The sequence below is a fragment of the Streptomyces sp. YIM S03343 genome (genome assembly GCF_054729195.1).
The window spans coordinates 1,191,522-1,215,971 of sequence record NZ_JBPUKX010000001.1; the positions used below are offsets into that span (position 1 = coordinate 1,191,522).

At 70.7% G+C, this 24,450-nt stretch carries 26 protein-coding genes; 7 read left to right on the forward strand and 19 right to left on the reverse strand.

From position 1 onward, the window contains the following. Positions 1–126 precede the first annotated feature (126 nt). Positions 127–468, reverse strand: a complete 342-nt coding sequence (locus tag ACSYGN_RS05125) for a DUF5713 family protein (protein WP_460392253.1) — start codon at positions 466–468, stop codon at positions 127–129. Positions 469–666: 198 nt separating this feature from the next. Here ACSYGN_RS05125 and ACSYGN_RS05130 point away from each other — a divergent pair, with 198 nt between their 5' ends. Next, complete coding sequence (locus ACSYGN_RS05130) at positions 667–1,473, forward strand: N-formylglutamate amidohydrolase (protein ID WP_460392255.1); 807 nt, start codon at positions 667–669, stop codon at positions 1,471–1,473. Positions 1,474–1,721: 248 nt separating this feature from the next. On the opposite strand, the gene ACSYGN_RS05135 is transcribed toward ACSYGN_RS05130, so the two are convergent. The 3 genes from ACSYGN_RS05135 to ACSYGN_RS05145 are packed head-to-tail and all read right to left on the reverse strand — an operon-like array spanning position 1,722 to position 4,293. Next, a complete protein-coding gene (locus ACSYGN_RS05135; protein ID WP_460392257.1) occupies positions 1,722–2,219 on the reverse strand; it encodes a hypothetical protein in 498 nt (165 codons plus the stop codon). Further along, positions 2,219–2,857 carry an RNA polymerase sigma factor gene (locus ACSYGN_RS05140; protein WP_460392259.1) on the reverse strand — a complete coding sequence of 213 codons (639 nt, stop codon included), beginning with the start codon at positions 2,855–2,857 and terminating at the stop codon, positions 2,219–2,221. The genes ACSYGN_RS05135 and ACSYGN_RS05140 overlap by 1 nt, the downstream gene beginning before the upstream one ends. Next, positions 2,854–4,293, reverse strand: coding sequence for a S8/S53 family peptidase (locus ACSYGN_RS05145; RefSeq protein WP_460392261.1), 1,440 nt, complete (start codon positions 4,291–4,293; stop codon positions 2,854–2,856). The genes ACSYGN_RS05140 and ACSYGN_RS05145 overlap by 4 nt, the downstream gene beginning before the upstream one ends. Before the next feature lie 312 nt (positions 4,294–4,605). Here ACSYGN_RS05145 and ACSYGN_RS05150 point away from each other — a divergent pair, with 312 nt between their 5' ends. Beyond that, on the forward strand, positions 4,606–7,227 hold the full coding sequence (locus ACSYGN_RS05150; protein WP_460392263.1) for a CHAT domain-containing protein: 2,622 nt from the start codon (positions 4,606–4,608) through the stop codon (positions 7,225–7,227). A gap of 141 nt (positions 7,228–7,368) precedes the next feature. Here ACSYGN_RS05150 and ACSYGN_RS05155 read toward each other — a convergent pair whose 3' ends face one another. After that, on the reverse strand, positions 7,369–8,322 hold the full coding sequence (locus ACSYGN_RS05155) for a Dyp-type peroxidase (RefSeq protein WP_460392265.1): 954 nt from the start codon (positions 8,320–8,322) through the stop codon (positions 7,369–7,371). Positions 8,323–8,566: 244 nt separating this feature from the next. Here ACSYGN_RS05155 and ACSYGN_RS05160 point away from each other — a divergent pair, with 244 nt between their 5' ends. After that, a complete protein-coding gene (locus ACSYGN_RS05160; protein WP_460392267.1) occupies positions 8,567–8,788 on the forward strand; it encodes a hypothetical protein in 222 nt (73 codons plus the stop codon). 44 nt (positions 8,789–8,832) lie between these two features. On the opposite strand, the gene ACSYGN_RS05165 is transcribed toward ACSYGN_RS05160, so the two are convergent. Then, entirely contained in the window at positions 8,833–11,100 is a 2,268-nt protein-coding gene (locus tag ACSYGN_RS05165; protein ID WP_460392269.1) for a LuxR C-terminal-related transcriptional regulator, read from the reverse strand. A 94-nt stretch (positions 11,101–11,194) separates the two neighbouring features. Here ACSYGN_RS05165 and absR1 point away from each other — a divergent pair, with 94 nt between their 5' ends. Further along, positions 11,195–12,280 (forward strand): beta-glucuronidase AbsR1, encoded by a 1,086-nt coding sequence (gene absR1 / locus ACSYGN_RS05170; protein WP_460392271.1) that lies wholly within the window; start codon positions 11,195–11,197, stop codon positions 12,278–12,280. 167 nt (positions 12,281–12,447) lie between these two features. Here the strand turns inward: absR1 and ACSYGN_RS05175 are convergent, their stop codons facing one another. After that, positions 12,448–12,651 (reverse strand): hypothetical protein, encoded by a 204-nt coding sequence (locus ACSYGN_RS05175; RefSeq protein ID WP_460392273.1) that lies wholly within the window; start codon positions 12,649–12,651, stop codon positions 12,448–12,450. A 200-nt stretch (positions 12,652–12,851) separates the two neighbouring features. On the opposite strand from ACSYGN_RS05175, the gene ACSYGN_RS05180 reads away from it, so the two are divergent. Next, positions 12,852–13,085 (forward strand): helix-turn-helix domain-containing protein, encoded by a 234-nt coding sequence (locus tag ACSYGN_RS05180; RefSeq protein WP_460392274.1) that lies wholly within the window; start codon positions 12,852–12,854, stop codon positions 13,083–13,085. Between the two features lie 287 nt (positions 13,086–13,372). Here the strand turns inward: ACSYGN_RS05180 and ACSYGN_RS05185 are convergent, their stop codons facing one another. Continuing rightward, the gene (locus ACSYGN_RS05185) at positions 13,373–13,570 is read right to left on the reverse strand and encodes a hypothetical protein (protein WP_460392276.1); all 198 of its coding nucleotides are present in this window, start codon (positions 13,568–13,570) and stop codon (positions 13,373–13,375) included. Between the two features lie 148 nt (positions 13,571–13,718). On the opposite strand from ACSYGN_RS05185, the gene ACSYGN_RS05190 reads away from it, so the two are divergent. Next, positions 13,719–13,964, forward strand: a complete 246-nt coding sequence (locus tag ACSYGN_RS05190; RefSeq protein ID WP_460392278.1) for a GntR family transcriptional regulator — start codon at positions 13,719–13,721, stop codon at positions 13,962–13,964. 33 nt (positions 13,965–13,997) lie between these two features. Then, on the forward strand, positions 13,998–14,159 hold the full coding sequence (locus ACSYGN_RS05195; RefSeq protein WP_460392280.1) for a hypothetical protein: 162 nt from the start codon (positions 13,998–14,000) through the stop codon (positions 14,157–14,159). On the opposite strand, the gene ACSYGN_RS05200 is transcribed toward ACSYGN_RS05195, so the two are convergent. From ACSYGN_RS05200 to ACSYGN_RS05250, 11 genes are read right to left on the reverse strand one after another with little or no spacing between them, the layout of a single operon-like run. After that, the gene (locus ACSYGN_RS05200) at positions 14,160–14,552 is read right to left on the reverse strand and encodes a hypothetical protein (RefSeq protein ID WP_460392282.1); all 393 of its coding nucleotides are present in this window, start codon (positions 14,550–14,552) and stop codon (positions 14,160–14,162) included. After that, a complete protein-coding gene (locus ACSYGN_RS05205) occupies positions 14,552–14,860 on the reverse strand; it encodes a hypothetical protein (protein WP_460392284.1) in 309 nt (102 codons plus the stop codon). The genes ACSYGN_RS05200 and ACSYGN_RS05205 overlap by 1 nt, the downstream gene beginning before the upstream one ends. A 53-nt stretch (positions 14,861–14,913) precedes the next feature. After that, positions 14,914–15,159: a hypothetical protein gene (locus ACSYGN_RS05210; protein WP_460392286.1), complete on the reverse strand. Its 246-nt coding sequence runs from the start codon at positions 15,157–15,159 to the stop codon at positions 14,914–14,916. Then, positions 15,156–15,425, reverse strand: a complete 270-nt coding sequence (locus tag ACSYGN_RS05215) for a hypothetical protein (protein ID WP_460392288.1) — start codon at positions 15,423–15,425, stop codon at positions 15,156–15,158. Before ACSYGN_RS05215 ends, ACSYGN_RS05210 begins: the two co-directional genes overlap by 4 nt. A gap of 12 nt (positions 15,426–15,437) precedes the next feature. Continuing rightward, positions 15,438–16,340 (reverse strand): glycoside hydrolase family 25 protein, encoded by a 903-nt coding sequence (locus tag ACSYGN_RS05220; protein WP_460392290.1) that lies wholly within the window; start codon positions 16,338–16,340, stop codon positions 15,438–15,440. A gap of 30 nt (positions 16,341–16,370) precedes the next feature. Beyond that, entirely contained in the window at positions 16,371–16,559 is a 189-nt protein-coding gene (locus tag ACSYGN_RS05225; RefSeq protein ID WP_460392292.1) for a hypothetical protein, read from the reverse strand. Between the two features lie 10 nt (positions 16,560–16,569). Continuing rightward, positions 16,570–16,767 carry a hypothetical protein gene (locus ACSYGN_RS05230; RefSeq protein WP_460392294.1) on the reverse strand — a complete coding sequence of 66 codons (198 nt, stop codon included), beginning with the start codon at positions 16,765–16,767 and terminating at the stop codon, positions 16,570–16,572. A gap of 8 nt (positions 16,768–16,775) precedes the next feature. Further along, positions 16,776–17,336, reverse strand: a complete 561-nt coding sequence (locus tag ACSYGN_RS05235) for a hypothetical protein (protein ID WP_460392296.1) — start codon at positions 17,334–17,336, stop codon at positions 16,776–16,778. Positions 17,337–17,348: 12 nt separating this feature from the next. Beyond that, a complete protein-coding gene (locus ACSYGN_RS05240) occupies positions 17,349–20,210 on the reverse strand; it encodes a hypothetical protein (protein ID WP_460392298.1) in 2,862 nt (953 codons plus the stop codon). A 3-nt stretch (positions 20,211–20,213) separates the two neighbouring features. Beyond that, on the reverse strand, positions 20,214–20,696 hold the full coding sequence (locus ACSYGN_RS05245; RefSeq protein WP_460392300.1) for a hypothetical protein: 483 nt from the start codon (positions 20,694–20,696) through the stop codon (positions 20,214–20,216). A 42-nt stretch (positions 20,697–20,738) separates the two neighbouring features. Continuing rightward, positions 20,739–24,320, reverse strand: coding sequence for a phage tail protein (locus ACSYGN_RS05250; protein ID WP_460392302.1), 3,582 nt, complete (start codon positions 24,318–24,320; stop codon positions 20,739–20,741). Between the last annotated feature and the right edge of the window lie 130 nt (positions 24,321–24,450).

The window sequence follows — 24,450 nt, forward strand, 5'->3', positions numbered from 1 at the left end:
GCTGTCGGCTGTCGGCTGTCGGCCGCCGGTTGGCTGTCGCCCGTCCGCCGTCGGAGGGCTCGCACCCGTGCCGGTGCGGGCCCTTCGCCGTACGCCGGTGATGCCACGTCCGCCGTGCGCCGCCGCTCACCACTCGCGTGGGGCGATCAGCTCCTCCACGTCCGCGTCCGGGAAGCCGTATGCCTGGGCGATGAACCAGATGTCGCCGGCTATCTCCTCACGCGCCACCGTCTCGATCTCGCTGCCCGCCGCTTCGAACTCGGCCTCCAGCGCGTTGAACTCCTCGGTCGTGGCGTGGGTCAGTGCGTAGAGCGCGGGCAGGCCGGAGGGGTGCTCGGCCTCGATGCGCTCGCACAGGCGCAGCAGGATCGCGCTGCCTCGGTCGACGACAGGGTCGGGGAAGTAGGGGTCCTGGTAGAGGACGTGGAGGAACGGGTGGTCGGTCACCTTCAGATTGCTTACGGGCATGGGCTCCCCCGGGGTCGTGCACTGGGTTGTGTGGTCGGGTGTGCAGATGGGTGATCGGCCGTGCCGTCGGCTGGGCTGCTTTCCGGTTCGCTCGGTCCGGCATCTCCGATACTGCACCACGGTACTGACAACGGCCCCGACCAGGCCGTTTCGTATTATTTCCTGGTTGGCGAGAAGATCGACACCAGGAGCCGTCCGATGCCCGACGCAGCACCGCAGCCCCCGTCCTTCGAGGTCCTCCCCGGCAGCAGCCGCTCCCCCGTGCTGCTGCATGTGCCGCACTCGGCACGTGCCGTACCGGCGGATGTACGCCAGGGCATCGTGCTGGACGACGAGGCGCTGGAGCGCGAGCTGGACCACATCACCGACGCGCACACCGCCGAACTGGCCGCGTTGGCCGCCGAGTCGGCCTCGGTCACCCCCTGGCGGTTCGTCAACCGGCTGTCACGGCTGGTCGTCGACCCCGAGCGGTTCCCGGACGAGCGGGAGGAGATGCTGGCGGTCGGGATGGGCGCCGTCTACACAGGCACCACGCACCTCGCGCCCCTGCGTGGCCAAGGCACCGACCCTGCGCCGCTGATCGAGCGGTACTTCCACCGGTACGCTCGGGCGATGGCGGACGCGGTGGCCGACCGGCTGGCCTCGGCCGGGCGGGCCGTCATCCTCGACATCCACTCGTACCCGACGCGCGCGCTGCCCTACGAGCTTCACGGCGACGGGCCCCGGCCGGTGATCTGTCTGGGTACCGATGCCTTCCACACCCCTCCCGGGCTTCTGGCTGCGGCCCAGGAGGCTTTCGGGCCGGTCGGCGACGTGGGGCTGGACAGTCCGTTCTCGGGGACGTACGTCCCGTTGGGCCACTACGGGCGAGATCGGCGTGTGGAGGCTCTGATGGTGGAGATTCGCCGTGACAGTTATATGACGGAGCCCGGTGGGCCGTCGGGGCCCGGCCTCCGCCGCCTGGCCGCGGCCCTGACCGGCCTGATCGACCGTCTCAGCCGCTGACGGCGGGGGCCACCGGCGCTGCCGGGTTTGGTTCGCCCCCGCCGCCCCTTCCCGTTCCCGTCCCTGGGGGCTGCGCCCCCAGACCCCCCTGTCGGCCCTTCGGGCCTCGTCCTCAAACGCCGGACGGGCTGAAATTCAGCCCCTCCGGCGTTTGAGGAGCGGGGGTACGGGGGCAGCGCCCCCGGGTCGGGTCGGGACGGGAAGGGGCGGCGGGGGCGAGAACCGTCCTCGCCGCCCGCGCTCAAGCGCTACGCGCGCAGCCACTCCGTGACGATCACCTCGTCGTCCGTGTACAGGCGGAGGGCGAAGGGGCCCGAGACCGTGAGGTCGCCGGTGAAGCGGCCCAGGGGGTCGGCCCTCAGTGAGGCCTTGGGGTGGGGGCCGGCCAGGATCTCGATGCCGGCCGGCTGCGGGGGCATCAGCTGGCCCATCAGGCCGTGCGAGGTGACCTCCACGTCGACCGTCAGATCGCCCGCCGTGAACGTCAGCATCCGCGGCGCGTCCAGGGCGCCCCTGACCGGGATGGCGTCGACCAGGGAGTCGAAGGTCAGCTCGGCCAGCCGGGCGTCCATGTCGTGCAGGGCGAACGCCTCGATGGCGATGTGCCGCAGCTCGGCCGGGACCGGGTCCAGGATCGCCGCCGCCTGGCGCAGTTCCTCCTCCAGGGCGGTCTCCAGGGCGCCCTCCGGGACGTCGGAGAACGCCTCGTCGCCGTCGTTGTTGCCGTTGGTGGCGTCGTCGCTCATCACACCGTCCCTCTCGCGTCTAGCCGGGCCCTCAGCCGGCGCAGACAGCGCTGGCGGAGGGGCCCGATGCTGCCCACGGCGATACCGAGCGCCGCGGACACCTCCTGGTAGCTGGGCGGCGGCGAGGCCATCAGTACACGCAGCAGTTGCCTGCACCGGTCGCCCAGTTTCTCGAACTCCTGCCACAGCCGCCGGATCCGCTCCGCCTGGGCGTCGGCCTCCTCGGAGTCGAGGACCGACTGCTCGGGCGTCCGGTCCTCGCTGACCCGGTCGAGCAGCAGCGGATCGTCGGTCGGCATCAGCCGCGTCTGGCTTTTGATCACCTTGAGGCACTCGTGCCGGGCGGTGCTCGCCAGCCAGGAACCCGACTTGTCGGGCTCCCGGATGCGCCCCAGGTGCTGGGCGAAGCGGAACCACACGGTCTGGTAGACCTCGTGACCGTCGGCGTCCGACAGCCGGTGTGCGCGTACCACGGACCACACCAGCGGACTGAGCCCCTCCACCAGCGCCTTCCAGGCCGCCGCGTCCCCGTCGACGGCCAGCCGGACCAACGCCCCGGCCTCTGAACGCTCCACAGACCCACCCCTCGTGTACGGCACGTCATCGTACGCCGTGGAGTGGATGGTTCCGGCTGTCATGACGGCGGTGCAAGCCGCACGACCGGCACCGGGCGCCAGGTCGCGGGCCGCAGCGCGGGAACGTGCGCCCCGCGCACTTCCGCGAACTCGGTGGTGGCTTCAAGGAGTTGACTGCGTGCCACGCGTGGGTCGGTCTCCTTGTGCTCCGTCATGCGCGACGCGACCATGGCCGCGGCCACCGGAGTGGCGAACGAGGTGCCGCTCCAGTGGGCGAACCCGTCGAACATCACCTGGTCCGGCTTGGCCCCGGTGGCCTCCCGGCCCTCGCTGAGCAGCCCGGTGTGGCGCGGGTGCTGGCAGGTGCAGGTGTAGGTGAAACCGAAGCGGCAGGCGTCGTAGGTGGAGTGCTGGTAGACGTACGGCACAGGCGTGTTGAAACCGGTGAACGCACTGGTGAGGCGCTCGCCCGGGGCGTATGCCTGCACCCAGGAGCCGTGGTTGGTGAAGCAGGCCCCGAACTCGCCGTCGCTGCGCAGCGCGCCGACGGACAGCACGACGTCCCGGAAGTCGGGCAGTTCGGCGTAGGCGGCGGGCCAGAACGGCGTGGCGCTGGAGTTGTTGCCCGCCGCGGCGACCAGCAGGGTGCCCTGGGTGCGCAGTTCGCGCATGAACGCGTCGACGCCGAGCAGTCCGTCGGTGCGGCCGTTGGAGGTGCCGGCGGAGAGGCTGATGATGTCGGGCCAGCCGTGCTCGTCGACCGCGTCGAACAGAGCGATGCCGAAGTCGGATTCGAGGATCGCGCCCGCGTCGTTGAGGGTGTTGCGGACGGTGATGTCGGTGTTGGGGGCGACCGCCGCGACCAGTCCGGCGATGAACGTGCCGTGGCCGACGTACTGCTGGAGGACGCCCCCGTCGTCGGTCTCGCTGACCTGGGCGTCGCCCTGGGTGTGGGCGAACAGCGGGTACGCCTGGTAGTCGCTCATCAGGCCGGTGTCGATGACCAGGACGCCCACGGCGGTGTCGGTGTCGTAGGGCGTGGTGGCCGCGGCCGGGTTGACGCCCTGGGTGAGCGGGGCGGGCACCGGCTCATCGCCGGGGCAGGCGTTGACGTTTGCGATCGACACCACGTGGTTGCGGCTGACCAGCCGGCGTCCGGCGCGACCCTCCGCCTCGCTGAGGGCGCGCAGCGCGTGGTGGACGGCACGGTCGCCGTGCCGGTCGCCGTGGCCGGGGTCGCCGACCTGGATACGGGTGATACCCGACCGGTTGGTCTGCGGACCGGCGCGGCGCACAAGGTCGGCGGTCAGTCCGGTGGCCTCGGTGAAGTGGGAGCGCACCCGGTCCTCGACCAGCGCGGCCTCCTCACCGTCCCTTGCGAGGACGACGCCCTTCTCGTAGATGAACTCCGCCGAGTCGTCCGGCCCCATCGCCAGCGGGACATCGGGCAGGGAACGCTGGATCTGGTCGAACTGCTCGTGGAATCGCTGTAGTGCCATGGGGTGTCAGTCCCCTCCCCCTGAGGATGCGGTTGTCAGTCAGAGCCTCACGGCCCGCGGTTGATACAGCCTCGGCCACCGGCCGCACCGCGGGTGCGCGACTGCATCGTCGTACACATCGGCCGGTTCGGCACAACTGAATTCGATACAAATGAATTTCGATGGAATGCGGACACGGCACATACAGCGGACACAGCAGACACGGCGGATACGGCTGGATACGGCTGGATACAGTCCACTACACCGCCGGATACGGTCTGATACTCCGCCGGACCCGTGTCGGGTGCGCCCCGGGCCACTACCATCGCTGGAGTGACAGCGGGAAGCGACTCGGTTCTCGATCTGCTGCCGATGGTGTTCGCCGCCCCGAACGACGCGCTGGCCGGGGCGAAGGGGGTGCTCGGCACCGATCCTCCGCCGTTGCACGCCTCGGTCGCGCACCAGGTGATCGGCATCTGGCAACGGGACTTCGGCGATCTGCGGATCGCCCTCAGGCATCTGCGGCGCGCCCGTGATCTCGCCGCGCGCGCGGACTCGGCGGAGCGTGAGGCGGACGTCCTCGCGACGCTCGGCGTCGCATTGGTGCACGCGGGGCGCACTCGGCAAGGTCTGGCGGCTTTCGAGCGCGGGGTCGCACGCGGGGCGGGACACACCCGCGCGCGCGTGCTGTTCCGGCGGGCGTACGTCTGGTGGGTGCTGGGGCACCACCGGGAGGCCCTGGACGACGTACGCAAGGCGATCCCCGTGCTGCGTCAGGCGGACGACGTCATCTGGACGGCGCGGGCGCTGACCCTGCGGGCCACCGTGCATCTCGCGCTCGGCTCGGTGGACCGCGCCGACGCGGACTTCGCCGCCGCGGAGCGGCTGTGGGAGACCACGGGGCAGGAGCACGACAAGGCGGACGCGGTGGAGAGCCGGGGCCTCGCGGCGTTCCGCGCGGGCGACATCCCCGCCGCGCTGCGGCTGCTCGACGAGGCCGAGGAGCGGTACGCCAAGCTCGGCACCCCCACCTTCATGCTCAGCATCCGCCGCTGCGACGTGCTGATGGCGGCCGGTCTCGCCCCGGAGGCGCTGGCCGAGGCCGACGCGGCGATCCAGGTGCTCGACACGATCGGCGGCCAGTCCACCCGGAAGGCGGAGCTGCTGCTGGCCGCCGCCCGCGCGGCCCGGCTCGCGGACGATCCGCACACCGCGATAGCCCGTGCCGTGGTCGCCGAGAAGCTGTTCGCGGCCCAGCGGCGCACCTGGTGGGAGACGCATGCCCGGCTGGTGGCGATCGAGGCGCGGTTCACCGCGGGCCGCAGCACCGGACGGCTGGTCGCGGACGCCGCCGCGGTCGCTCAGAAGCTGACCTCCCTCGGCTCGCCCAGCGCACCCGAGGCGTCGCTGCTGGCGGGCCGGATCTCGCTCGCGCTGGGCTGGACGGAGGACGCCGAGCGGCATCTGACGGCCGCGGCCCGCTGCAGACACGGCGGGCCGCCGCTGGCCCGGATGACCGGCTGGGCGGCGCAGGCGCTGCGGCACCGGGCGGCCGGCTCCAGCCGGGGTGTGCTGGAGGCGTGCCGTCGGGGTCTGGCCGTCCTCGACGACCACCGGATGACCCTGGGCGCCCCCGAACTGCGCGCCCGCGCCACCGCGCAGGGTGCCGAACTGGCCGCGATGGCCCAGCAGGCCAGCCTCGCCACCGGTGGCCCGCGCCGGCTGCTGGTGTGGAGCGAGCGCTGGCGGGCCACGGTGCTGACGGCACCGCCCACCCGGCCGCCCGCCGACCCGGCGCTGCTCAGCGCGCTCACGGCGTACCGGGTGAGCGCCGACCAGGCCGAGAACGCCCGGATGGAGGGCCGCCCGCTCCTGGCCCTGGAGCGCGAGCAGCGGCGCCTGGAGCGGGAGATCCGCTCCCGCACCCTGCATCTGCGCGGCGAGGCGGGCGGCGACGGGCACCGTTTCGACCCGGCCCGGCTGCTGGAGCGGCTGGGGGACGGGCGGCTGGTGGAACTCGCCGTGCTCGACGGGCGGGTGCATGTGCTGCTGTGCGGGGAGGGCCGGGTACGGCGCTTCGTGGCGGGCGGGCTGGCGGAGGCCGTCGAGGAGGCCGAGCACATCCAGGCGGCCCTGCGGCGGCTTGCCCATCCGGGCGCGGAGGCCAGGCTGCCGCTGGTGGAGGCCGCGGGGCGGCGTCTGGAGGAGTTGCTGCTGGGCGGGGCGGCGCGGCATCTGGGTGCGGGCCCGGTCGTGGTGGTGCCGCCGAACGCGCTGCACCGGGTGACCTGGGCGCTGCTGCCGTCGCTGCGGGACCGGGTGCTCAGCGTGTCGCCGTCGGCGAGCAGCTGGCTGCGGGCCCGCGAGACGGAGCCCCCGCGGCGCGGGCGCCATGTGCTGGTGCGCGGTCCCGGTCTGGCGTCCGGCGGCGCCGAGGTGCCGGAACTGGCCGAACTCACCGAACTCGTCCACCGGTACGGCCGTACGACCGTCCTGGAGTACGACGACGCGCGCGTACCGCGGGTTCTGGAGGCGCTGGACGGCGCCGCGCTCGCTCATCTCGCCGCGCACGGCACGTTCCGCGCGGACAGCCCGCTGTTCTCCTCGCTGCGGATGGCCGACGGCCCGCTGATCGTGCACGACTTCGAACGGCTCGCCCGCAGCCCGTACCGCATCATCTTCTCCAGCTGCGACACCGCCCGGCTGGCGTCGGTGGGCGCGGACGAACTGCTCGGGCTGGTCACCGCCCTGCTGCCGCTGGGCACGGCCGGGGTGGTGGCGTCGAGCGCGCCGGTCAGCGACGAGGCCGTCGTGCCGTTGATGCTGGCGTTGCACAAGGGCCTGGCGGCGGGTCTGACCCTGGCCGAGGCCCTGCGCGACGCCCGGGCCGCCGTGCCCCGGGACGCGGCGCATCTGGCGACGGGGTGGGCGTTCGCGGCCTTCGGGGCGGCCTGAAGGTCCTTCGGGGCGGCCTGAGAGTCCTTCGGGGCGGCCTGAGAGGGCGTGGGCGGGGGCATGTGGGATCCACGGGTCCTTACGGGGTCCACACGGCCCCTGAAGACGCCGTCCCTGACGAGACGACGCCCGGGGGCGCCGTCAGGCCTGGAGGCCCTCCAGGAAGCCGGTCGGCGGGGCGAAGAACAGGGTGCCGGTGACGGCGCGGGAGTAGTCGAGGATGGGGTCGGGGCCGGTCTCGCCCGTCCCGAGGAACATCCGGCTCAGCAGGGTCTCGGTGACCCCGGGATCGCGGGCGTAGGCGACGAAGTATGTGCCGAACTCGCCCTGTCCCGGCCGTCCGAAGGGCATCGAGGCCCGCAGGACGCGCTGTTCGGTGCCGTGCTCGTCCACGAGGGAGTTGACGTCGACGTGGGAGCCGGGCACGTCGAGTTCGAGATTGGTCGGCTTGGTGCGGCCGATCACCCGCTCCTGTGCCTCGGTGGGCAGCTTCTCCCAAGCGTCCATGTCGTGGAGGTACTTCTGGACGAGAACGTAGGAGCCGCCGCGGAAGCCGGGGTCCTCGTCGCCGACCAGGGCCGCGCGGGCGGCGGCCTGCCCCACAGGGTTCTCGGTGCCGTCGACGAAGCCGAGCAGATTGCGCCGGTCGAGGTACGAGAACCCCTGGACCTCGTCCTGTACGACGGCGACCCCGCGCAGCCGCCTGCCGATCTCGGCGGTGAGCGCGAAGCAGAGGTCGGGGCGGGTTGCGGTGACGTGGAAGAGGAGGTCGCCCTCGGTGGCCGGGGCGTGGTGGCGTGGCCCGGTGACCTCCGGGAAGGGGTGCAGGGCGGCCGGGCGCGGGGCGCCGGACAGCCGGTCCCAGGCCGCCGAGCCGACCCCGGCCACACAGCCGAGGCCGCCGTCCGGATACCCGAAGCCGAAGGACCTCACCAGACCCGCGAGTGCGGCCAGCAGATCGCGGGCCACCGGCTCGCCGCCCGGTTCGACGGTGACGACCAGGAAGACGGCGGCGGCCGTTCCTGTCGTCGGCACGGGCTGCGGCTGGTACCCGGGCGACGGTGACGACGACGCTGACGGTGTCTGGGCGGGCATGGGTCCCCCTTCGCCTTACCAGTACAGCCGCTCCCTGCCCTCCTGGGAACCGGAAGATGCCTGCACAGCACGCATCACGAGCGCGTCGGTTGCGCGGCCTCACCGGATTCGGTGCACCGCGCGCCCCCGGCGCACGAGGGCGGTCGGCGGCCCAGCCGGGAGCGCGCCGCCGCTGTGCGCCGCCGTACACCCGTTTCGCCCACACGGGGCTGCGCGCGGCGCGGTTCCGGCGCATGGTGGGGGTATGGACGAGCGCCCCCCAGCGGTCGTGCTTCCGCCTCAGCCGGACGGCGGGCGCCGGGTGACGATCAACGGCAAGCGCATGGGTACCGCTTACAGCCTTTTCGACGTGCTGGAGTTCCTGCACGCCGCCGGGCTGCCCACCCACGACACCGCCGTCGACGACCCCGAGCTGATCGAGTGGCGCGGCGGCGGACCGTACGACTGGAACGACGGCGGCGGATAGCCGACAGACGGCCGTACGGCTGCCCTTGCCACGGTCTCCGGCTGCTAGGCCGATGCGGCCTCCTCCGTGCCCACCGTTCCCTCCCCGTCCGTGCCCGGACGGTCCACCAACCAGGGCAGCGTGCCCCGGTCGACGTCACCCAGGCGGGTGTAGGCGCCGTAGAGGTGGTTGCCGACGGTGCGCACCGACAGGGTGAGGTGCTCGGCGATCTGGCGGTTGCTCAGCCCCGCGGCGGCGAGGGTGACGATCTGGCGCTGGCGGGCGGTCAGCTCGCCGAGGACCAGCCCGGACAGGGCGGGTGTACGGGCGCCCTGGCAGCGTCGGGCCAGTGCCACCGCGCGGATCCGGGCCGTACGGGCGGCGCGCGGGTCACGGTGGGCGCGGACCGCTTGGGCGTGGGCCTCCGCCGCGAACAGCAGGAAGCCACGCTCCTCCAGGGCCCGGGCGGCCCGGTCGAGGCCAGGACCGTCGGCGCGGGCGAGCGCCTCGGCGTGCCGGGCGAACAGGTCGCAGACCGGGGGCAGGCCGGTGAGGTGTTCGGCGGCGCCGATGCGTACGGCGTCATAGCGGGAGAGCGGGTCCGTCTCGTCGATCGCGGCGAGCGCCTCGGGCACGTCGGCGCGCGCGGCGGCGAGCCAGGTGGCGGCGCGGGCCGGGGCACGGCCGTCGGGGAAGACCCTGTGCGCGGTAGCGATGTCGCCGGACTGGGCGGCGGACAGGGCGAGTTCGAGACGGCACGCGGCGTCGACAGGCGCCGTGCGCAGACCCTCGCGGGCCCAGGCCACGGCCTCCCGCAGTTCGCCGCGCAGCCGGCTGAACCGCGCCCGCAGCGCCGCGTACCCGGCCGGGACCGGGACGCCCTCCTCGGCCAGCCACTCCCCCACGGGCGTCGGCAGGGCCCGTACGTCCGCCTCCTCGATGTGCCGCAGCAGGACGGCCGCCTCGGCGTCGAGGGCGGCGGCGCACTGCTCGGGGCTGCGGGCCAGCCGCCTGGCCCGCAGCCGCCCGGCCGCGGCCCGAAGCGCCGGGCCGTGCAGGGGGTGCGCGAGACGTACGGAGCCGTGGTCGTCGACCTGGATCAGGGCGTCGGCCTCCAACTGTTCCAGGACGGCCAGATCTACGGCGTCGAGCGCGTCGTCCAGATGCAGCGCCAGGGGCTCGGCGAAGGCAAGCCGCTCCAGCACGTCGCGGGCGCCGGGATGCGGATGGGCGAGCACTGCGGCGGTGCGCTCCCGCACGGCAGCGGTGACGGGCACAGGCCCGCGCCAGGCCCATTCTCCGGCGCCGTACAGGGGGGCCTGACCGCGCGGTCCGGCGGCTCCGTGCGTCCGTTCGGCGGACGCGGCTGCCCCGCAAGCCACGCCGGCCGACGCCTCCGCCGCATGGCGCGCGGGGTTCGAGGCATCGAGCCGACCCTGCCCACCGCCCAGCGGTCCGCGCACACGCCCCGCGTCGGCCGACACGCCGGCACCCGGCACCGCGGCAGCCGCCTCACGGGACCCACGCCCCGAGTCGATCGGTACCGCAACCCCTCGCAGCGCGGCGGTCGGCCCACCGGACTCGCGCCCCACACCCGCGGTCGCCGAAGAACCTCCCCCGTGCACGCCCACCACCGGGGCTCCCGCGCTCACCCAGCCCTCCTCGCGCACCGCCGCCACCAGGTCCCGCAGCAGCCGTAGGTCTCCCTGGCACAGGCGGTGCAGGCGGGAGGCTGTGAGGGGGTCCGGGGTGGTGCCCGTCGCGGCTGTGAGGAGGTGTGTCGTGTCCTCGTGGGACAGGGGGGTCAAGGGGAGGCGGGGCAGCAGGTCGCCGGTCCACAGGCGGGACACCGCGGGTGGGGGTACGGGGCCGGAGTCGGCCGCGGTGACGAGGAGGCGGACGCGGCCGTGGACGGCGAGTTGGTGGACGAGGGCCGCGGAGGCGTCGTCGAGGAGGTGCGCGTCGTCCACGAGCAGCACCCTCGCCCCAGAACCGGAAGCAGAACCAGAACCGGAAGCAGAGCCAGAACCGGAAGCAGAGCCAGAGCCAGAACCGGAACCGGCCCCGGACAGGCATCGCACCGCGCGGTGCAGGGACACCGGCTCGGGGAGGAGGTGGGCGAAGGCCGCGAAGGGGATGTCCCGGGACTCGGGGGTTCCAGTCACCCGGGCGCAGCCGGTGCCCCGTAGGGCCTCGGTGGCCAGCCTGGTCTTGCCCCGGCCCGCCGGGCCGGTGACCATGATGCCGGGGCGGCCCGCGGTCAACGCGCGGCGGATCAGTTCCAGTTCGTCCTCTCGTCCGATGAAAGGCCAGGGCAGCTCAAAAGTCGTCACGGAGTCATGAGCATCCGTACTCAGCTCTGATACAGGGCGACTTGAGTACCCCCCGACTCAGGCGTCCGGGCACGGGCGGCGGCAGGCTTGGGGCATGACCGCCCGTTACTGCTCGCTCACGCAGCAGCCGGCCCCTTTCTATCCACCGGGGCTGGCCGCGGAACGGCTGAGCGCGCTGATGAGCGGGCGGCAGATGTGGGTCAACGGCACGGTCCTGCACTACTGGTTCTTCGACGGCGACGCCGACGCCTCCGCCATCCCGGTCCCCGGCACCGGGGAGACACGGCGGGTGTCGTGGGTGGGCGCCAAGGAGCAGCGGGAGTTGGTGCGGGAGTGCTTCCGGGAGTGGCAGGGCTTCGGCATCGGCGTGTCGTTCGCCGAGGTCGGCGTCCGCTCCGAGGCCGAGCTGCGGGTCGGCTTCCAGTGGGGCGACGGTTCCTGGTCGGCGGTGGGCAGGGAGGCGCTGGCGGTCGGGCTGACCGAGCGCACCATGAACTTCGGCTGGGACCTGACGGCGCCGGGCCAGCGCTGGACGGCGCTGCACGAGATAGGGCACGCGCTCGGCATGCTGCACGAGCACCAGAGCCCGTTCGCCGGTATCCACTGGGACGACGAGGCCGTGTACGCAGATCTGGCGGGCCCGCCCAACTACTGGAGCCGGAACAAGACGCACTTCAACATCCTGCGCAAACTGGACCCTGACGAGGTGAACGGCTCCGTCTGGGACCCGCTGTCCGTCATGGAGTACCAGTTCGGGGCCGGGCTGATCCTGGAGCCGGAGCAGTACCGCGGGGGTGTGCACCCGCCGGGCTCGCTGTCGCCGGCCGACAAGGAGTTCGTACTGCGCTGGTATCCGCCCGCCGAGCGTCCGGAACCGGTCGTGCTGGAGCCGTTCCGCTCCGCGCCGCTGCGGCTCGGGCCTGGCGAGCAGGCCGACTTCGCCGTGGAGCCGACGGAGACGCGCGAGTACTCGGTGGGCACGTTCGGGGCGTGCGACGCGGTGGTCGTGGTCTTCGAGGAGCGCGACGGCGAGCCGCGCTATCTCGCGGGCCGGGACGACGGCGGCACCCCGCACAACGCACTGCTCGACGTCCGCCTCGTCAGGGGCCGACGCTATGTCGTCCGGGTGCGCCTGTACTCCACCTGGGGTTCGGGCCAGACGGCGGTCATGTGCTGGTGACGGCACGGCCGTAGCATCCGGAACCTCGGACCACGGTCCGGCGCCGGGGGAAAGGCCGAGGACGCAGCCTTCGGGGGAAGATGCTGTTTAGGCACCTGCCGGAGGGGGTGTTCTCGGCCCACGGCTGGGCCCGCCACACGGGGGTGGTGGCGGGCCCATTCGGCGTTTCAGCTGGGGTCGGTGATCTCGTCGATGAGGTCGAGGGCGTCGCCGAGGCGGGTGAGGATGCGGGCGACGAGAAGGATCAGCGCGGCGTCGCTGAGACGGCCGAGATCTTCTGCGCGGGCCTGCTCGTAGTCGCGGCGGGCGCAGTCGATGCGGGTGCGCTGAGTGCTGGTGAGAGGTCCCGTGGGGGACGGCTCATCGGTCATGTACGGCCGCCTGTTGCTGATGTGTGCGGGTTACACGTAGATCGTCGGGGCTTCGTTGAGGTCTTGACAACGCGTCTTATGTCACGCCACTCGAACGAGTGTTTTATGTACAGACCGGCTTGCATTCCTGGCGGCAACCGCACTCACGATGTCCCAACGATGGTACAGACAAAGATCACCACGGGCACCAGCGTGGACCCGTGCCGTCCGATCCCCTGCCCGACTGGGCGCTCGCCCGCCGCCGGGCCATCGGGGACCACGTCCGCGCCACGCGTACCGCGCGAGGGCTGAGCCAGGAGAAGCTCGGCGAGGCCGCAGGACTGGACCGGAAGACCATCAACCGGATCGAGCAGGGCACCCACTCCACGCTGGTTGACCATCTGCTCCTGGTTGCCGCGGCGCTCGATGTCCCCCTCGCCGATCTGGTGAGGTGACCCGCCACCGGCCAGGGGCGGCCGGCGGCGGGCTTGCGGCGCCCGCTACGGGGTTGTACGGGGCCGCGTCCCGGTTCCGGCCTTCACTCCGGTCCCGGGAGTCTGTGGGGCTTCGGCGCAGCGGGGGCAGGCGTACACCTCGACGTCCATGATGTGGGCGCCTATGCGGCCCGTGGCTCGGCCTTGGCTGACGGCCCCGTGCTGGAGGCGTGTGCTGCACCAGACGCATGCGTGGCCGCTGTACTGCGGGCCGGTGAGATCGCAGGCGGAGGGCAACGGCGGGCAGGTCATGGCCGGTCGGTGAGCGGGACCAGGCTGTACAGGTCGCGGCAGGGCTTGCAGGCGAAGAGGTTCGCACCGCGGCCGCTGCCCTGCTCGACGATGGCGACGAGACGCGCCCCGGCCGCGAGCTGCTTGCACCAGTTGCAGCGGGCGTAGGTGCGTGGGACTTCTTCGGTGGGGGTGGTCTGGGTAGGCTCTGCCACGTCGGTGCTCCCTAAAGCGTCGGCCGCGCTCCCGGGCCCTGGCAGGCCGCGGGGGCTTTCTCGTGACCCAGACCATACCGCGCCTTACCGAGGTATGCCGAGGGTTGCTGCGGTCGCGCGGTATGGCGCAGGTGCCTACGTTCGCCGCATGGGTGAGGATCTTGATCGGACGCGGGCCGTGTGGCGGCAGGTGGCGCAGATCGTCATCGGCCGCATCAAGGACGGCACCTACCCGCCTGGAACGCGCGTTCCGTCCACGTTGGAGCTCGCCACCGAGCTGGGTATCGCCGCGTCGACGAGCCAGAAGGCCCTGGCCCACCTGCGGCGCGAGGGCTGGCTGCGCGGCGAGACCGGCATCGGCACTTTCGTTGCCGACGAGCCTCCGACCGCATGAGTGATTGGGGCTGCCGGTCGATAGGCTGGGCGTATGCCCCCAACCCCCGCTTGTGGTTCCGTGCGCTCGGCTGCGGCCGTCAACGACGCCATACGCGCCCTCCTCTCGGCCTCGGGCGGGCGGCTGGGCGAGGAGGACCGGACCGTGTACGAGCGGCTGCTGGAGGAGTGGTCGGCCGCCGTACAAGGCGAGTAGTCAGCCGCAGCAGTCAGGCCACGGACAGTCCGCCGCGATGTGGTAGTCACCCCGGCACGTGCACTCCGTACAGCCACCCAGCAACTTCCGCCGCCCCAGCCGCCGAGCCTTCGCCAGGAACAGGTTCTCCGGGATCGGTCCCAGCGTCTTCTCCAACTCGGCCTGGACCTCCCACCGCATCCGCCACCTGTCTGGCGCGAGCGAGCCGTCACAGGCTGGCGTTCGGCGGACGGCGTCGAGGAACGCCTCGTCGGGGATGTCCTTGCACTGCATCCGGCGCCCGCCGATGAGACGGATCGTCGCAGGCGGCTCGGGCTTGGCCGCCGGGGCGGTCTGGGCGGGCAGCCACAGCGCGCCCGTACGGGCGAAGGCGGACATGGGGACGGGGTCCATCAGAAGTCCCAGCCGCCGGGGTCCTGTGTGGTGGGGTCGACGACGTCGAGGATGTCGCGGACGTCCTTCGCGCACTGATAGGCGCCGAGGCTCTCCTCCATCACGGCCACGCCACGACGCGTCCGCTCAATGATCTCGTGCGCGTACTCGTCGAGCAGCTTGTTGACGTGCTGCAGGTATTCGTCCCCCGCCAACTGAAAGCCCGTCTCAGGGTCATACGCGGCAGTGTTGCCGTAGTTCGGCTCGTTCTCCTCGGCGAAGCGGACCAGCTTCTCGCGGGCGCTCCTGGGCTGCTGCTCATCGCTCATGCCGCCCAGTACAGCAGAAAGCCCCACCCCGCAGGGCAGGGCTTTCCACCCCATCAGCGAGACAGCGACACCAGACTGATCACCGTCGCCGCCACAGCACACACCGCAGTCACAGCCGGAAGCGGCCAGCGTCCCTTCTCCAGCGACGTCACCCGCGACTCCAGCTCGTCGAGATCCTTCTCCGTCCGGTCCGACCGCTGCACCAGCAACGCGACCGATCCCTTGACCTCGGCGAACCCCTTCTCGCACGTGCTGCGGAGCCGCTCCAGCTCCAGCGCCACCGCGTCCGGAGGCGTCACGACGCGCCCCCGCTGTACTTCGGCGGCCGAGCCCACCCCAACAACAGCCCGGCAGCCACCCGCAACGGCTCCCACGACAGCCGCCCAGCGGCGTGCTCCACCAGCCGGAACGCGAGGTAGTAGACGCCCGTCACCAGCACGGTCACACCCGACGCCACCGCCACCGAGTCCGCATGCACACCGAGCGCTCCGGTGACGGTCAGGACCCACCCGGCGAGCAGCGGCACGACCGTACGCATCACCGACGGAAACAACGACTCACCCATGATCAGACCTCCTCAGCCCTGCGGGCCGGTCACGTCGACCGACACCTTCACCACCGCGTCCGCGATGGCCTTCTGCACCGCCGCCACCACCGTCGCCGTGTCCACCCCCGAACCGACCAGACCCGCCAGCTTCGCTATCGCCGCAGCCTGCGCGGTCTCCAGGGCGTAGATCTTCAACGCGTCGTAGTGCGTGTGCGCCAGGTAGTAGCCGGCGCCGTGGACGACCGGGTTGCCCTTCGCGTCCTTCTCCGTCAGCGACCCGATGCTGAGCAGGTTGTCGTGCAGCGCCTGCAACTGGGCGGCCTGGTCCGGGGTCATGTCGTCCTCCTGGGAGCTGGTGCCGGTCGCCCAGGCGGCGAGTGCGGCGCGGTCGGTGAACGCGGCGACGTCGTGGTCGATGCCACCTGCGGTGCTGTGCTGGTGGAACGTCCAGCGGTAGTTGATGCCGGGTTGACCTGCGGGCTTGTCGCCGGTGGCGATCCACAGGAAGTCGCCGCAGGTCGAGGTCTTGTCGACGTTGAGCCAGTAGTCGGTGTTGCAGTACATGCCGACTCGGTGGCCGGGCATCTTGCCCTTGACGTAGGTCAGCCAGGCGTCGCGGTAGGCGATCTGCCGGGCCTTGCTGACGCCCTTGTTGGCGGTGTCGTAGCCCTCCCAGTCGAGGACGATGATGTCCCCCGGCTGCCACGCCACCTGACGCAGGAAGTAGTCCGCCTCCGCGCGCGGGTCGTTGGCCATGTGCGGGTAGTGGTAGGCGCCCCACACGAGGCCCTCACTCTTCGCGTGGTCACGCTGCTGCGCCCAACGGGGGTTGATGTACGACAGGCCCTCGCTGATCTTCGTGAACACGAAGTCGAGCCCCGTCACGTCGTACGTCGCTGGCTGGTAGGCGGAGACGTCGATTCCCTTCAGCATGCTGCCTCCCTTCTGAGGCGTTGAAGTTCGTCAGCCCTTGCCGGGCTGCTTGCCGAGGTACAGGTGCAGCTCCTGGCGGTGCTCCCGCAGCAGATGCTCGACCTGCGCCCTGTGCTCAACCGCCTCCCGGCGCAGCCGAGACCGCGTCCACCACGCGACGAGAGGCACCCACAGGGCGTTAGCAAGGAGGTTCGGCCACAGCTGCGACCACACGCGCATCACAGCCCCCTTACACGACCGTTATGACTTGCTCGTACTTCTTCGCCACCACCGACTGCACCCCTGGCACCGCACCGATGCAGGTGCGGACAGCGTCGACGATCGTCATCTCAGGCACGACCTGCTGCTCCTGGTCTATCGAGGCGATCGACACCGACACGATCGGCATCACCTCGCTGTTGCGCCCGGTCACGGTGTATGTCGCCATGTGTCCTCCTAAGCAATTCGGAGCATGAACAGGGTCGAATCCGTGTACAAGGTGCACGCGGTCGCATTGCTGGCGAACTGCGCCCAGTCCAGGCTGAACGTCCCCGCAGTCGAGGAGACGCGGAGCATGCCGTACAACTGCATCGTGATCGGCACGTTGCCCGTGCCGAGCGTGCCGAAGCTCCTGGCCGCGGTGACGTCGTTGGCTTCGATGCGCATCAGGTAGCCGCGTGCGTCCTGCGTGTCCGTGATGAGCGCAGGTGCCGCGCTCGCGCCGATGACCGGGGAGTGTCCGGGCCCGATCGCGGTCCACTCGCCCAGCGAGTTGGTTGGGGCGCTGAAGTCGATGTTGATGTCGGCTGCGGTCGGGCCGTCGTACTTGATCCAGCCGTGCCACGCATACACGGCGTTCGCGACCACCTCGAACTGCAAGTGCGGATCCGCAGTCGTCGCGGTCGTGGCCGACCGGGCGGTGTCGGCGCCCTTCCGGGCGACCTGCCACTGCGACGACCGCAGGAGGCTCGCGGTGAGCCGCTGGCCACCAAGGAACGTTGGGTATGCCTCAGCCATAGGGGTGCCTCCTTACAGGGAGATGGTCGTCGGGTAGGCGAGGCGGACGTCCTCGCCCGCGCTGTGCGCCTTGACGACGCCGTTGATCGAACGGGTGACGGTCATCGTCTGCACGTTGACCTGCTGGAAGTTGTCGTAAGTGAACGTCACCGGCAGGACGTTGGTGTTGATGCTGCTGAGAATCGACCGCACCCCCACCGAGCCCGGCGCCGAATGCGAACCGTCCGCCACCGTCACCTGCCAGCCCGGCTCAACCTCACCCAGCGGCCAGCACTTCGCGCGCAGGACGGCGCCCTGCGCCTGGAGGCGGATGACGAAGAAACTGGCGGCGGCGTGGGTGCCCGGCACGGTCAGCGAGACCATGTCCGTCTGCGTGCCGCCCACCCGCTTCTGCAGGACCAATGTCACCGTCTGGTCCGTATTGAACGCAGCCCTCGCGGTGTAGCTGTTGTTGGCGTCCGCGTACCGGGCCACCATGCCGGCATACTGCGGGCCGCCGGTGGCGAGGGCGCTGGTCGCGACTTCGATCCGCAGGTCCACATCCGCCGACGGCGCCGTCACGAGCGTGTAGCGGGAGACGTTGACTGATCCCAGCGAGTGCGTGCCCTGCGTGCCGCTGGTGGCGTAGTCGGTCGCCGAGCCGCCCGACGTGGACCATGCCTGTCCGGTGTCCGCGGTGCCCCAGCCGGACGCTGTGACGCGGGTGAACGTATCAGAGGCCCACGGCGAGACCGCGGTCACGCGCATGACTTCGCCGCCGACCCGGACATCCCACGGAACCTCGGCACTGTCGGTGGTCCACAGCATGCTCATGTCCCATTCGGGCGTCACGTCGATGCTCGTCGCGCCCGACGTGGCGTCGGCTTGGAGGACGGAGTCGTCGAGGTCGATGCGGGCGTCCGCCGCGTCGAGGACACCGATGTGCGAGTACGGGGAGGCGGGCTGGCAGGTGAATGTCAGCTTGTGCTCGAAGCGGGTGATCGTCTCCGCGATGCCGACGACGAGCTGGTCGATGGTGTCCGGCGGCAACCACACCGGAGGGTTGAGGATCTGGACGCGGTCACCGAGACGCAGGCCGATGATGGCCCGCCGCATGTCCGCCGTGATGCTGGGGTGGGAGAGGTTCACGCTGATCTGCGGGAAGCGGGCCTCGTCGACCGTCCCGAGGTGCACCCGCCACGCCGCCTGATCCCGCAGCGTCGCCGTGTCCGTCGACGCCAGGCTCAGCGTCACCTCCTCCCCGTACGGACCCACCCCAGCGGGCGGGTACGCGGTCGACAGGGTGCCGGTGGTCTCCTCGTAGGTGCCGCTGACGCCGTTGCAGGTGACGGTGACGCGGTTCTGGACGTACCGGTCGTCCTCCACCGGAACCGGGATCTGCGCCAGACTCCCCGCGGTGTAGTCCAAGGTGAGGGCGGTGGCCTGGTTGTAGAGGCTGGCCCGCGTCCGGTAGCCAAGCCCGAGGACCGCAGGGTTCTCGTACAGGATGCCGCCGTCCGCCAGGCACGCCTCCTGAAGCAGGGTCAGGAGATTGGACTTGCCCTGCGCGCCGAGCGCCGTGGTGTCGTCGAGATCACCGATCGCGTCGAACGCGATGCCCTGCTCAGCGCACAGCCGCTGAATCCGGCGCCCCGCCGCCTCCCCGATCGGGTTGAGGCGCGCCCCCAGCGTGGTGACGGGGGTGATGGTGTCCTCGACCGTGGCGTGCCCGATCGCGCAGCCCGTCAGACCCGTGCTGCCGTGCGGGCTCGCAGCCGACCGGCTCGCCGGACCGAACTGGATTTTGGTGACGCGGGTGAGCTGAGAGGCCGCCTCGGTGTCGGTGACGTCGTGGCTGGTCTGGCTCGTCAGGTCGTAGATACGCAGGGCGCGGGTGATGGAGGCGCCGGACTCCTGGAACTCCACGCTGACGTACAGCAGTCGGCCGCGTACGTCGTAGGTGTTCTCCAGGTCGGCGCCTAGGTCGGTGCCGTCCGACGCCAGTGCGTGCAGCGTGAGTCCGCGGCCCGTCGCGCCGAAGTTGCCGTAGTACAGCTCCCAGAACTGGACGCTGCCTGCCGAGTAGTCGACCTGGTCGATCGCGCAGACCACCGTCCCGTTGGTCAGGCCGGCAGGCGGGATGTAGCACAAGAACCGGACCTGCGTCGCGGCGGGGTCGTCGTACTTGGGGACACCGCCGGACAGGACAGTGGAGGTCAGGGCCGGAACGGGGTCGGATGCGGGGAAGCTGTCGTATCCGGCGAGAGACGGTGTGCCGGTCCACGTCATCGTCGACCCGGAGGTGAGCGCCGACGCCAGCGAGGTAGCACCGGAAGCGTCTTCCATCGGCCAGTAGGCGCGGAGGCTGGGTGAGGGGGTGGGGGTGGTGAGCGCGGTGGTCAGGACAGAGTTGGCGGGTGCAGGCCCTTGGGCGAGGCGGCGGAGGATGCCGTTGGCGGACACGTCCGTCCACACATCGCTGCCGCTGGTGTCCCAGTTGGGGGCCCACTCGGAGACCTCGCCCCACAGCCGGTAGGACTTGCCGCCCAGACCGTCCGGCACGCTGACGCGGATGGGGGTGTTCCGGCCGATCAGGCCGTAGTACGGGCCGCTGGGGTTGCGGGGGCTGAACCTGCCGTCGCGGTTGTTGAGCTCCAGGCTGCAGGTGCCCACCTCGGTCTGTGAGCCCTCGTCGCGGATGCCCTTGGTGATGCTGATGCTGCCGCTGTCATCACGGACCAGGGCGTAGCCGGTCACGTCCACCCAGACGCCGTCGACGAGGAGTTCCACCATGACGGGCTCACCGTTGGACGCCTCACCAACCGCCCGCGCCGGGGCGGGCAGCAGCGTCAGGCGACGCCGCAGCCCGGCGATCTGAGAGACGAGCCCCGGCATGGGTCAGCCCACCTCCTGGAAGGTGACGAAGCACCGCATGTCAGACGCTGTCGTCGGCGTGGTCGCCCTGATCCTGAGGAACTTGGACACGGCGACGATGGGCCGGTCGTCCGGCATGAACGTCCGCACGTACGACAGGCCGGACTCGCCGGACACGGAGCTCAGCGACACCACGTCGAACACGCGGGCCGCCGTCGTGGTGCCCTCCGCCGACGAGGTGTAGCCGGTCGCCGACGTACCGAGGGTGAGCAGCGTGGTCGTGCCGTTCGGGTCGAGGTTCGGCACACCGGACGCCACATGCGCCGTCACCGTCGCGGCCACGTCGGTCTGCAGCAGCTCGATCACACCGTCGGCGCCGGGCGGGTCGTCCAGGCTGAACCCCCACTCCAGGATCTGAACCATGCGGGTCGCCGGCGTGGCGAGCTGGAGCATCGTCTTGATGGCGGTCCCCGTCGTCACCGACTGCTGCGCAGCAGTCGTCGGCATGGGACCGTTCCACGTCGTGTAAGGCACTTCGCGTTCCTCTCTCTACCGGCGCGGTGGCCGGAGTGTCGCCTCGATCGAGCCGCGCGTCTTCACCGCACGACGGCCCGTGTCCACCCACAGCTCGCCGAAGTCGCGCTCGCCGATGCGGACCTGAATCACGATCGGCTGCCCATCACCCGCCACTGGAGCAGCGCCAGCAGCCGCGGGGTGGGGTGCTCGGCGCGGGGCGGTCAGCATCGACGGCCAAGGCGCCTGCGCAGCCGCCAACTTCCGCCGGGTGTCAGGCCCGGACCACACCCGCGCACCCGCTGGCAACTGCAGCAGCTCCGGCTCGTACTCGCCCACCAACGTCAGCCCGGACCGCATCCCACCCGACGCCGCAGCCCCGACGATCCCGCCCGACGCCTTCTTCCCGAACGCCGACTTGATCGCCTTCTCCATGGCCTTCGTCAACTTGTCCATGGCGGAGGTCAGCTTCTTCTGCTGGGCCGCGAGGTCGTTGACGAGCTTCTGCTGCGCCTTGATCTGCGCCCCGTACACGGCATCCGCCGTGGCCTTGCCCGCCGCCCCGGCCGCCTTCGAGATCTGGCCCTGGAGGTTGTTCAGCGACTGGATCTCGCTACCGGACGCCCCCAGCAGCGCGCCCGCAGACTCCAGGCCGCCGCCCTCGATGCCGGCCTCCGCGATCTGCTGGATCAGCGACGAGGAGAGGCCCTTGCCCTTCAACTGCTTCAGCGCGTCCGCGAACGCTGTGGCCTTGTCCCGCGACTGGGTGAGGCCGCCCATGATCGAGGCAACGGTGACCGTGCCCTCACCCGAGGCGCCGCGGGTGATGTTCGCGGAGGAGAGGATGTTCCCCTTCACCGACGAGGCGAGCTGGGAGGCGGCGTCCTTCAGGCTGTTGAGCTTGTCGCGCGCTTTCTCCAGCGACTTCGTCACCGAGCCGAGCTGCTTCTCGTACTTCAACAGCTGCTTGCCCGTGCTGTCGAGCTGCTTCAGCAGCCGGTTCTCGGTCGCCCCGTGGGTGGCCTTCAGGATGGTGGCACGCCACTGATTCAGCGCGTTCACCAGGCTGCTGATGGAGTCCGGCTTACCGAGCGCGGACCCGAACTCGGAACGCTGGTATCCGGCCATCTGCCCGAAGTGGCTGATGGTCAGGTCCCCGCGGGCCTGCGCACGGGCCTCCCGCTCCGCCTTCGTCACACCGCCGCGCGCCAGGCGGGCGATGGGGAGGCGGCCTTCGTTGAGGGCGTCCATCATCTTGACGCCGTACTTGCGGACGGCGGCGGCTTTCATGACGTACTCGGTGTTTGATACCGCGGCGACGGCGCCCGAGCCCATGTATCCGAGGATGCTGTCCGACGTGCCGCTGCCGGGGCCTTGGACGAACCCGCCGTCGGGGAAGGACTGGACGTCCCCGCCGCCCGCGTAGCCGCGCACCAGACCGCCGGAGGCTTTGCCGACGATGTCATGCACGCTGCGGTAGGTCTTGCTGTTGGTGATGACGTTGTGGATGGAGTTGATCGTCGTGGTCGCGGTCTTACCGTCCAGGGCGGCAAGTGCTGATGACACGTTTTGGATCCCAGACAAGGCGCCACCGGTGGCTGCGGTGACCTTGACCTTGCCGTTCTTGAGGTGGGTGACCTTGTATCCGAACGCTTCCAGGATCTGCTCGGCGCTCTTGCTCAGGGTCTTCAGCGTCACCGACTTCGAGCCCGGTGAACGCTTCACGGCCGCGTTGAACGCGTTCAGCCCGGCGCGCGCATCCTCCGTGTTCATCTTCACGCGGGCTGTCTTGTCCGGGATCTTCAGGATCTGATCCGCGAGTTGCGCCGCCTCGCTCTTGGTCAGGCCCATCGCCTGCGCGTTCTTGATCAGCTGGGAGCGGCCTCGCTGGTAGATGGCGATGGCGCCTTCCCAAGAGCCAGTTGACTCGCGGTTTGCAGCGGCAGCCGAGTCGGTCTTGTCCGCGAGGTCCTGCAGCGCGGACGCGGCGTTGCGGGCCTTCTCCGAGTTGAGGTTCAGCACGCCGCCGGACATGGACAGCGCGCCCGCGTTGTCCTTCGCTGCCTTCGCAGCGGCGTCGACCGCCGCCTCAAATCCGATCATCCCGCCGAGACCCTGACGGTTCACGTCGTTGAGCGCCTGGATCGCGCCCCGCAGCCCGTCCGCGGACGCCTTCTGCTGGTCGAGCTTCGCCGCCGTCTCCTGCGCCGCCGTACCGAACAACCCCTGCGACTCAGCCGTCAACTTCGCTTCGAGGGCCTGGTCCGCGAGCGCGGACTTGTAGCCGTCGATACTCTCCTTCAGCTTCTTGACCTGCTCAGGGTTCATGTGTTTGAACATGTCCTTGAGCGCCGCCGCCGCCAGCTTGGCCTTGCCACCCTTGACCAGACCAGCAAGGGACTCATCGATCGCCTTGAAAGAGCCGGTCAGCTCCTCCGTGGCATCGCCGCCCTTGAGCATGCCCCCCGAGATGCTGTGCCCCCAGTTGTTGATGCTCTCCGCCACACTGGGGTCGAGCACCTTATCCATCTGGGACTTCAGCTTCTCGAAGTGCGTCCCGAACTTGCTCGCCGCCTCACCGGTGACCTTCCCGGTGCTGCCGAGCCGGGCCAGCGAGGAGCTCAGCTTGTCGACATCCGGGGGCGCCGACTTGCCCAGGCTCGACAGCTTCCCGATGACCGCGATGGCCGCCGCGATGCCCGCGATGATGACCGTTGCCTTCGTCGCTGCGCCCAGCCCGATGAACGCGGCCCGCAGACCGGCCAGCCCCCCACCAGCGGCGACCGACGCAGCACGCAGCGCCGTGATCCTCGCCGCCAGCGTTTGGATACCGCCCGCCACGGCCCCGATTCCCGCACCCGCGAGTTTGATCAGCTTGAAGGCCGCGTACACCTGCATCAGGTTTCCGATGAGCCCCGGCGGGACTGCGGCCACCAGTTTGGCCATCGCATTGACGATGGTCAGCAAACCGGGCCCGGCCTGAGCGGCGCCCTTCGCGATGTTCCCAAGGGCCTGCATCAGGTTCGACAGCAGCTCCTTCACCGCCGGACCCTGCGCCTTCGCGTACGCCATGAACTCCGTCATCGGGCCCGACGCATTGCCCTCCGACATCACCCGCATGAAGTGGATCGCACCATCCACCGCGGACTTCAGGCTGTTGTTCGCGAAGTCGGACACCTTCTTCGACAGGCTGTCGAACCCGCCCGTGCTGACCGCACCGCCAGCAACCTTCATCAGCCGGTCCAACTGCGTCGAGGTGCCCTCAACCATCGGCGTCAGCTTCGGGATGATCGCACCGAGCACCGCAAAGCTGTGCTCGACCGGCACCATCGTGAACTTCGCCGTACTGTCGGAGAAGCCCTTGAACTGATCCCGCAGGTTCGAGTAAGCAGCCGCCGCCTGCTGCGTCGCCCTCGGCATCCCCGCGAACACCTGAGCCGCCTGCTGCTGCGCCTGCACCGCCTGCTTACTGTGCGCCCCGTACTGCTGCACCGCCTGCGTGTACTTGTCCTGCGCCTTTGCCGCATCCGACAGATTCGAAATCTGCGGAATCACTGCCGCACCGAACGCCGCCATCGCCACGCCGGCACCCGCCGCATGCGCGGCGATCGGCGCCAACGACGCCGCCACCGGCACAGCAGCCGGGGCGAGAGAAAGCAGCGACGCCCGGATGTCGACGAGGGTGTCCGACAGTGCGGAGCCCGAACGGCGCATGTTGCCCGAGGCTGTGGCGAACCGGCCGTCCATC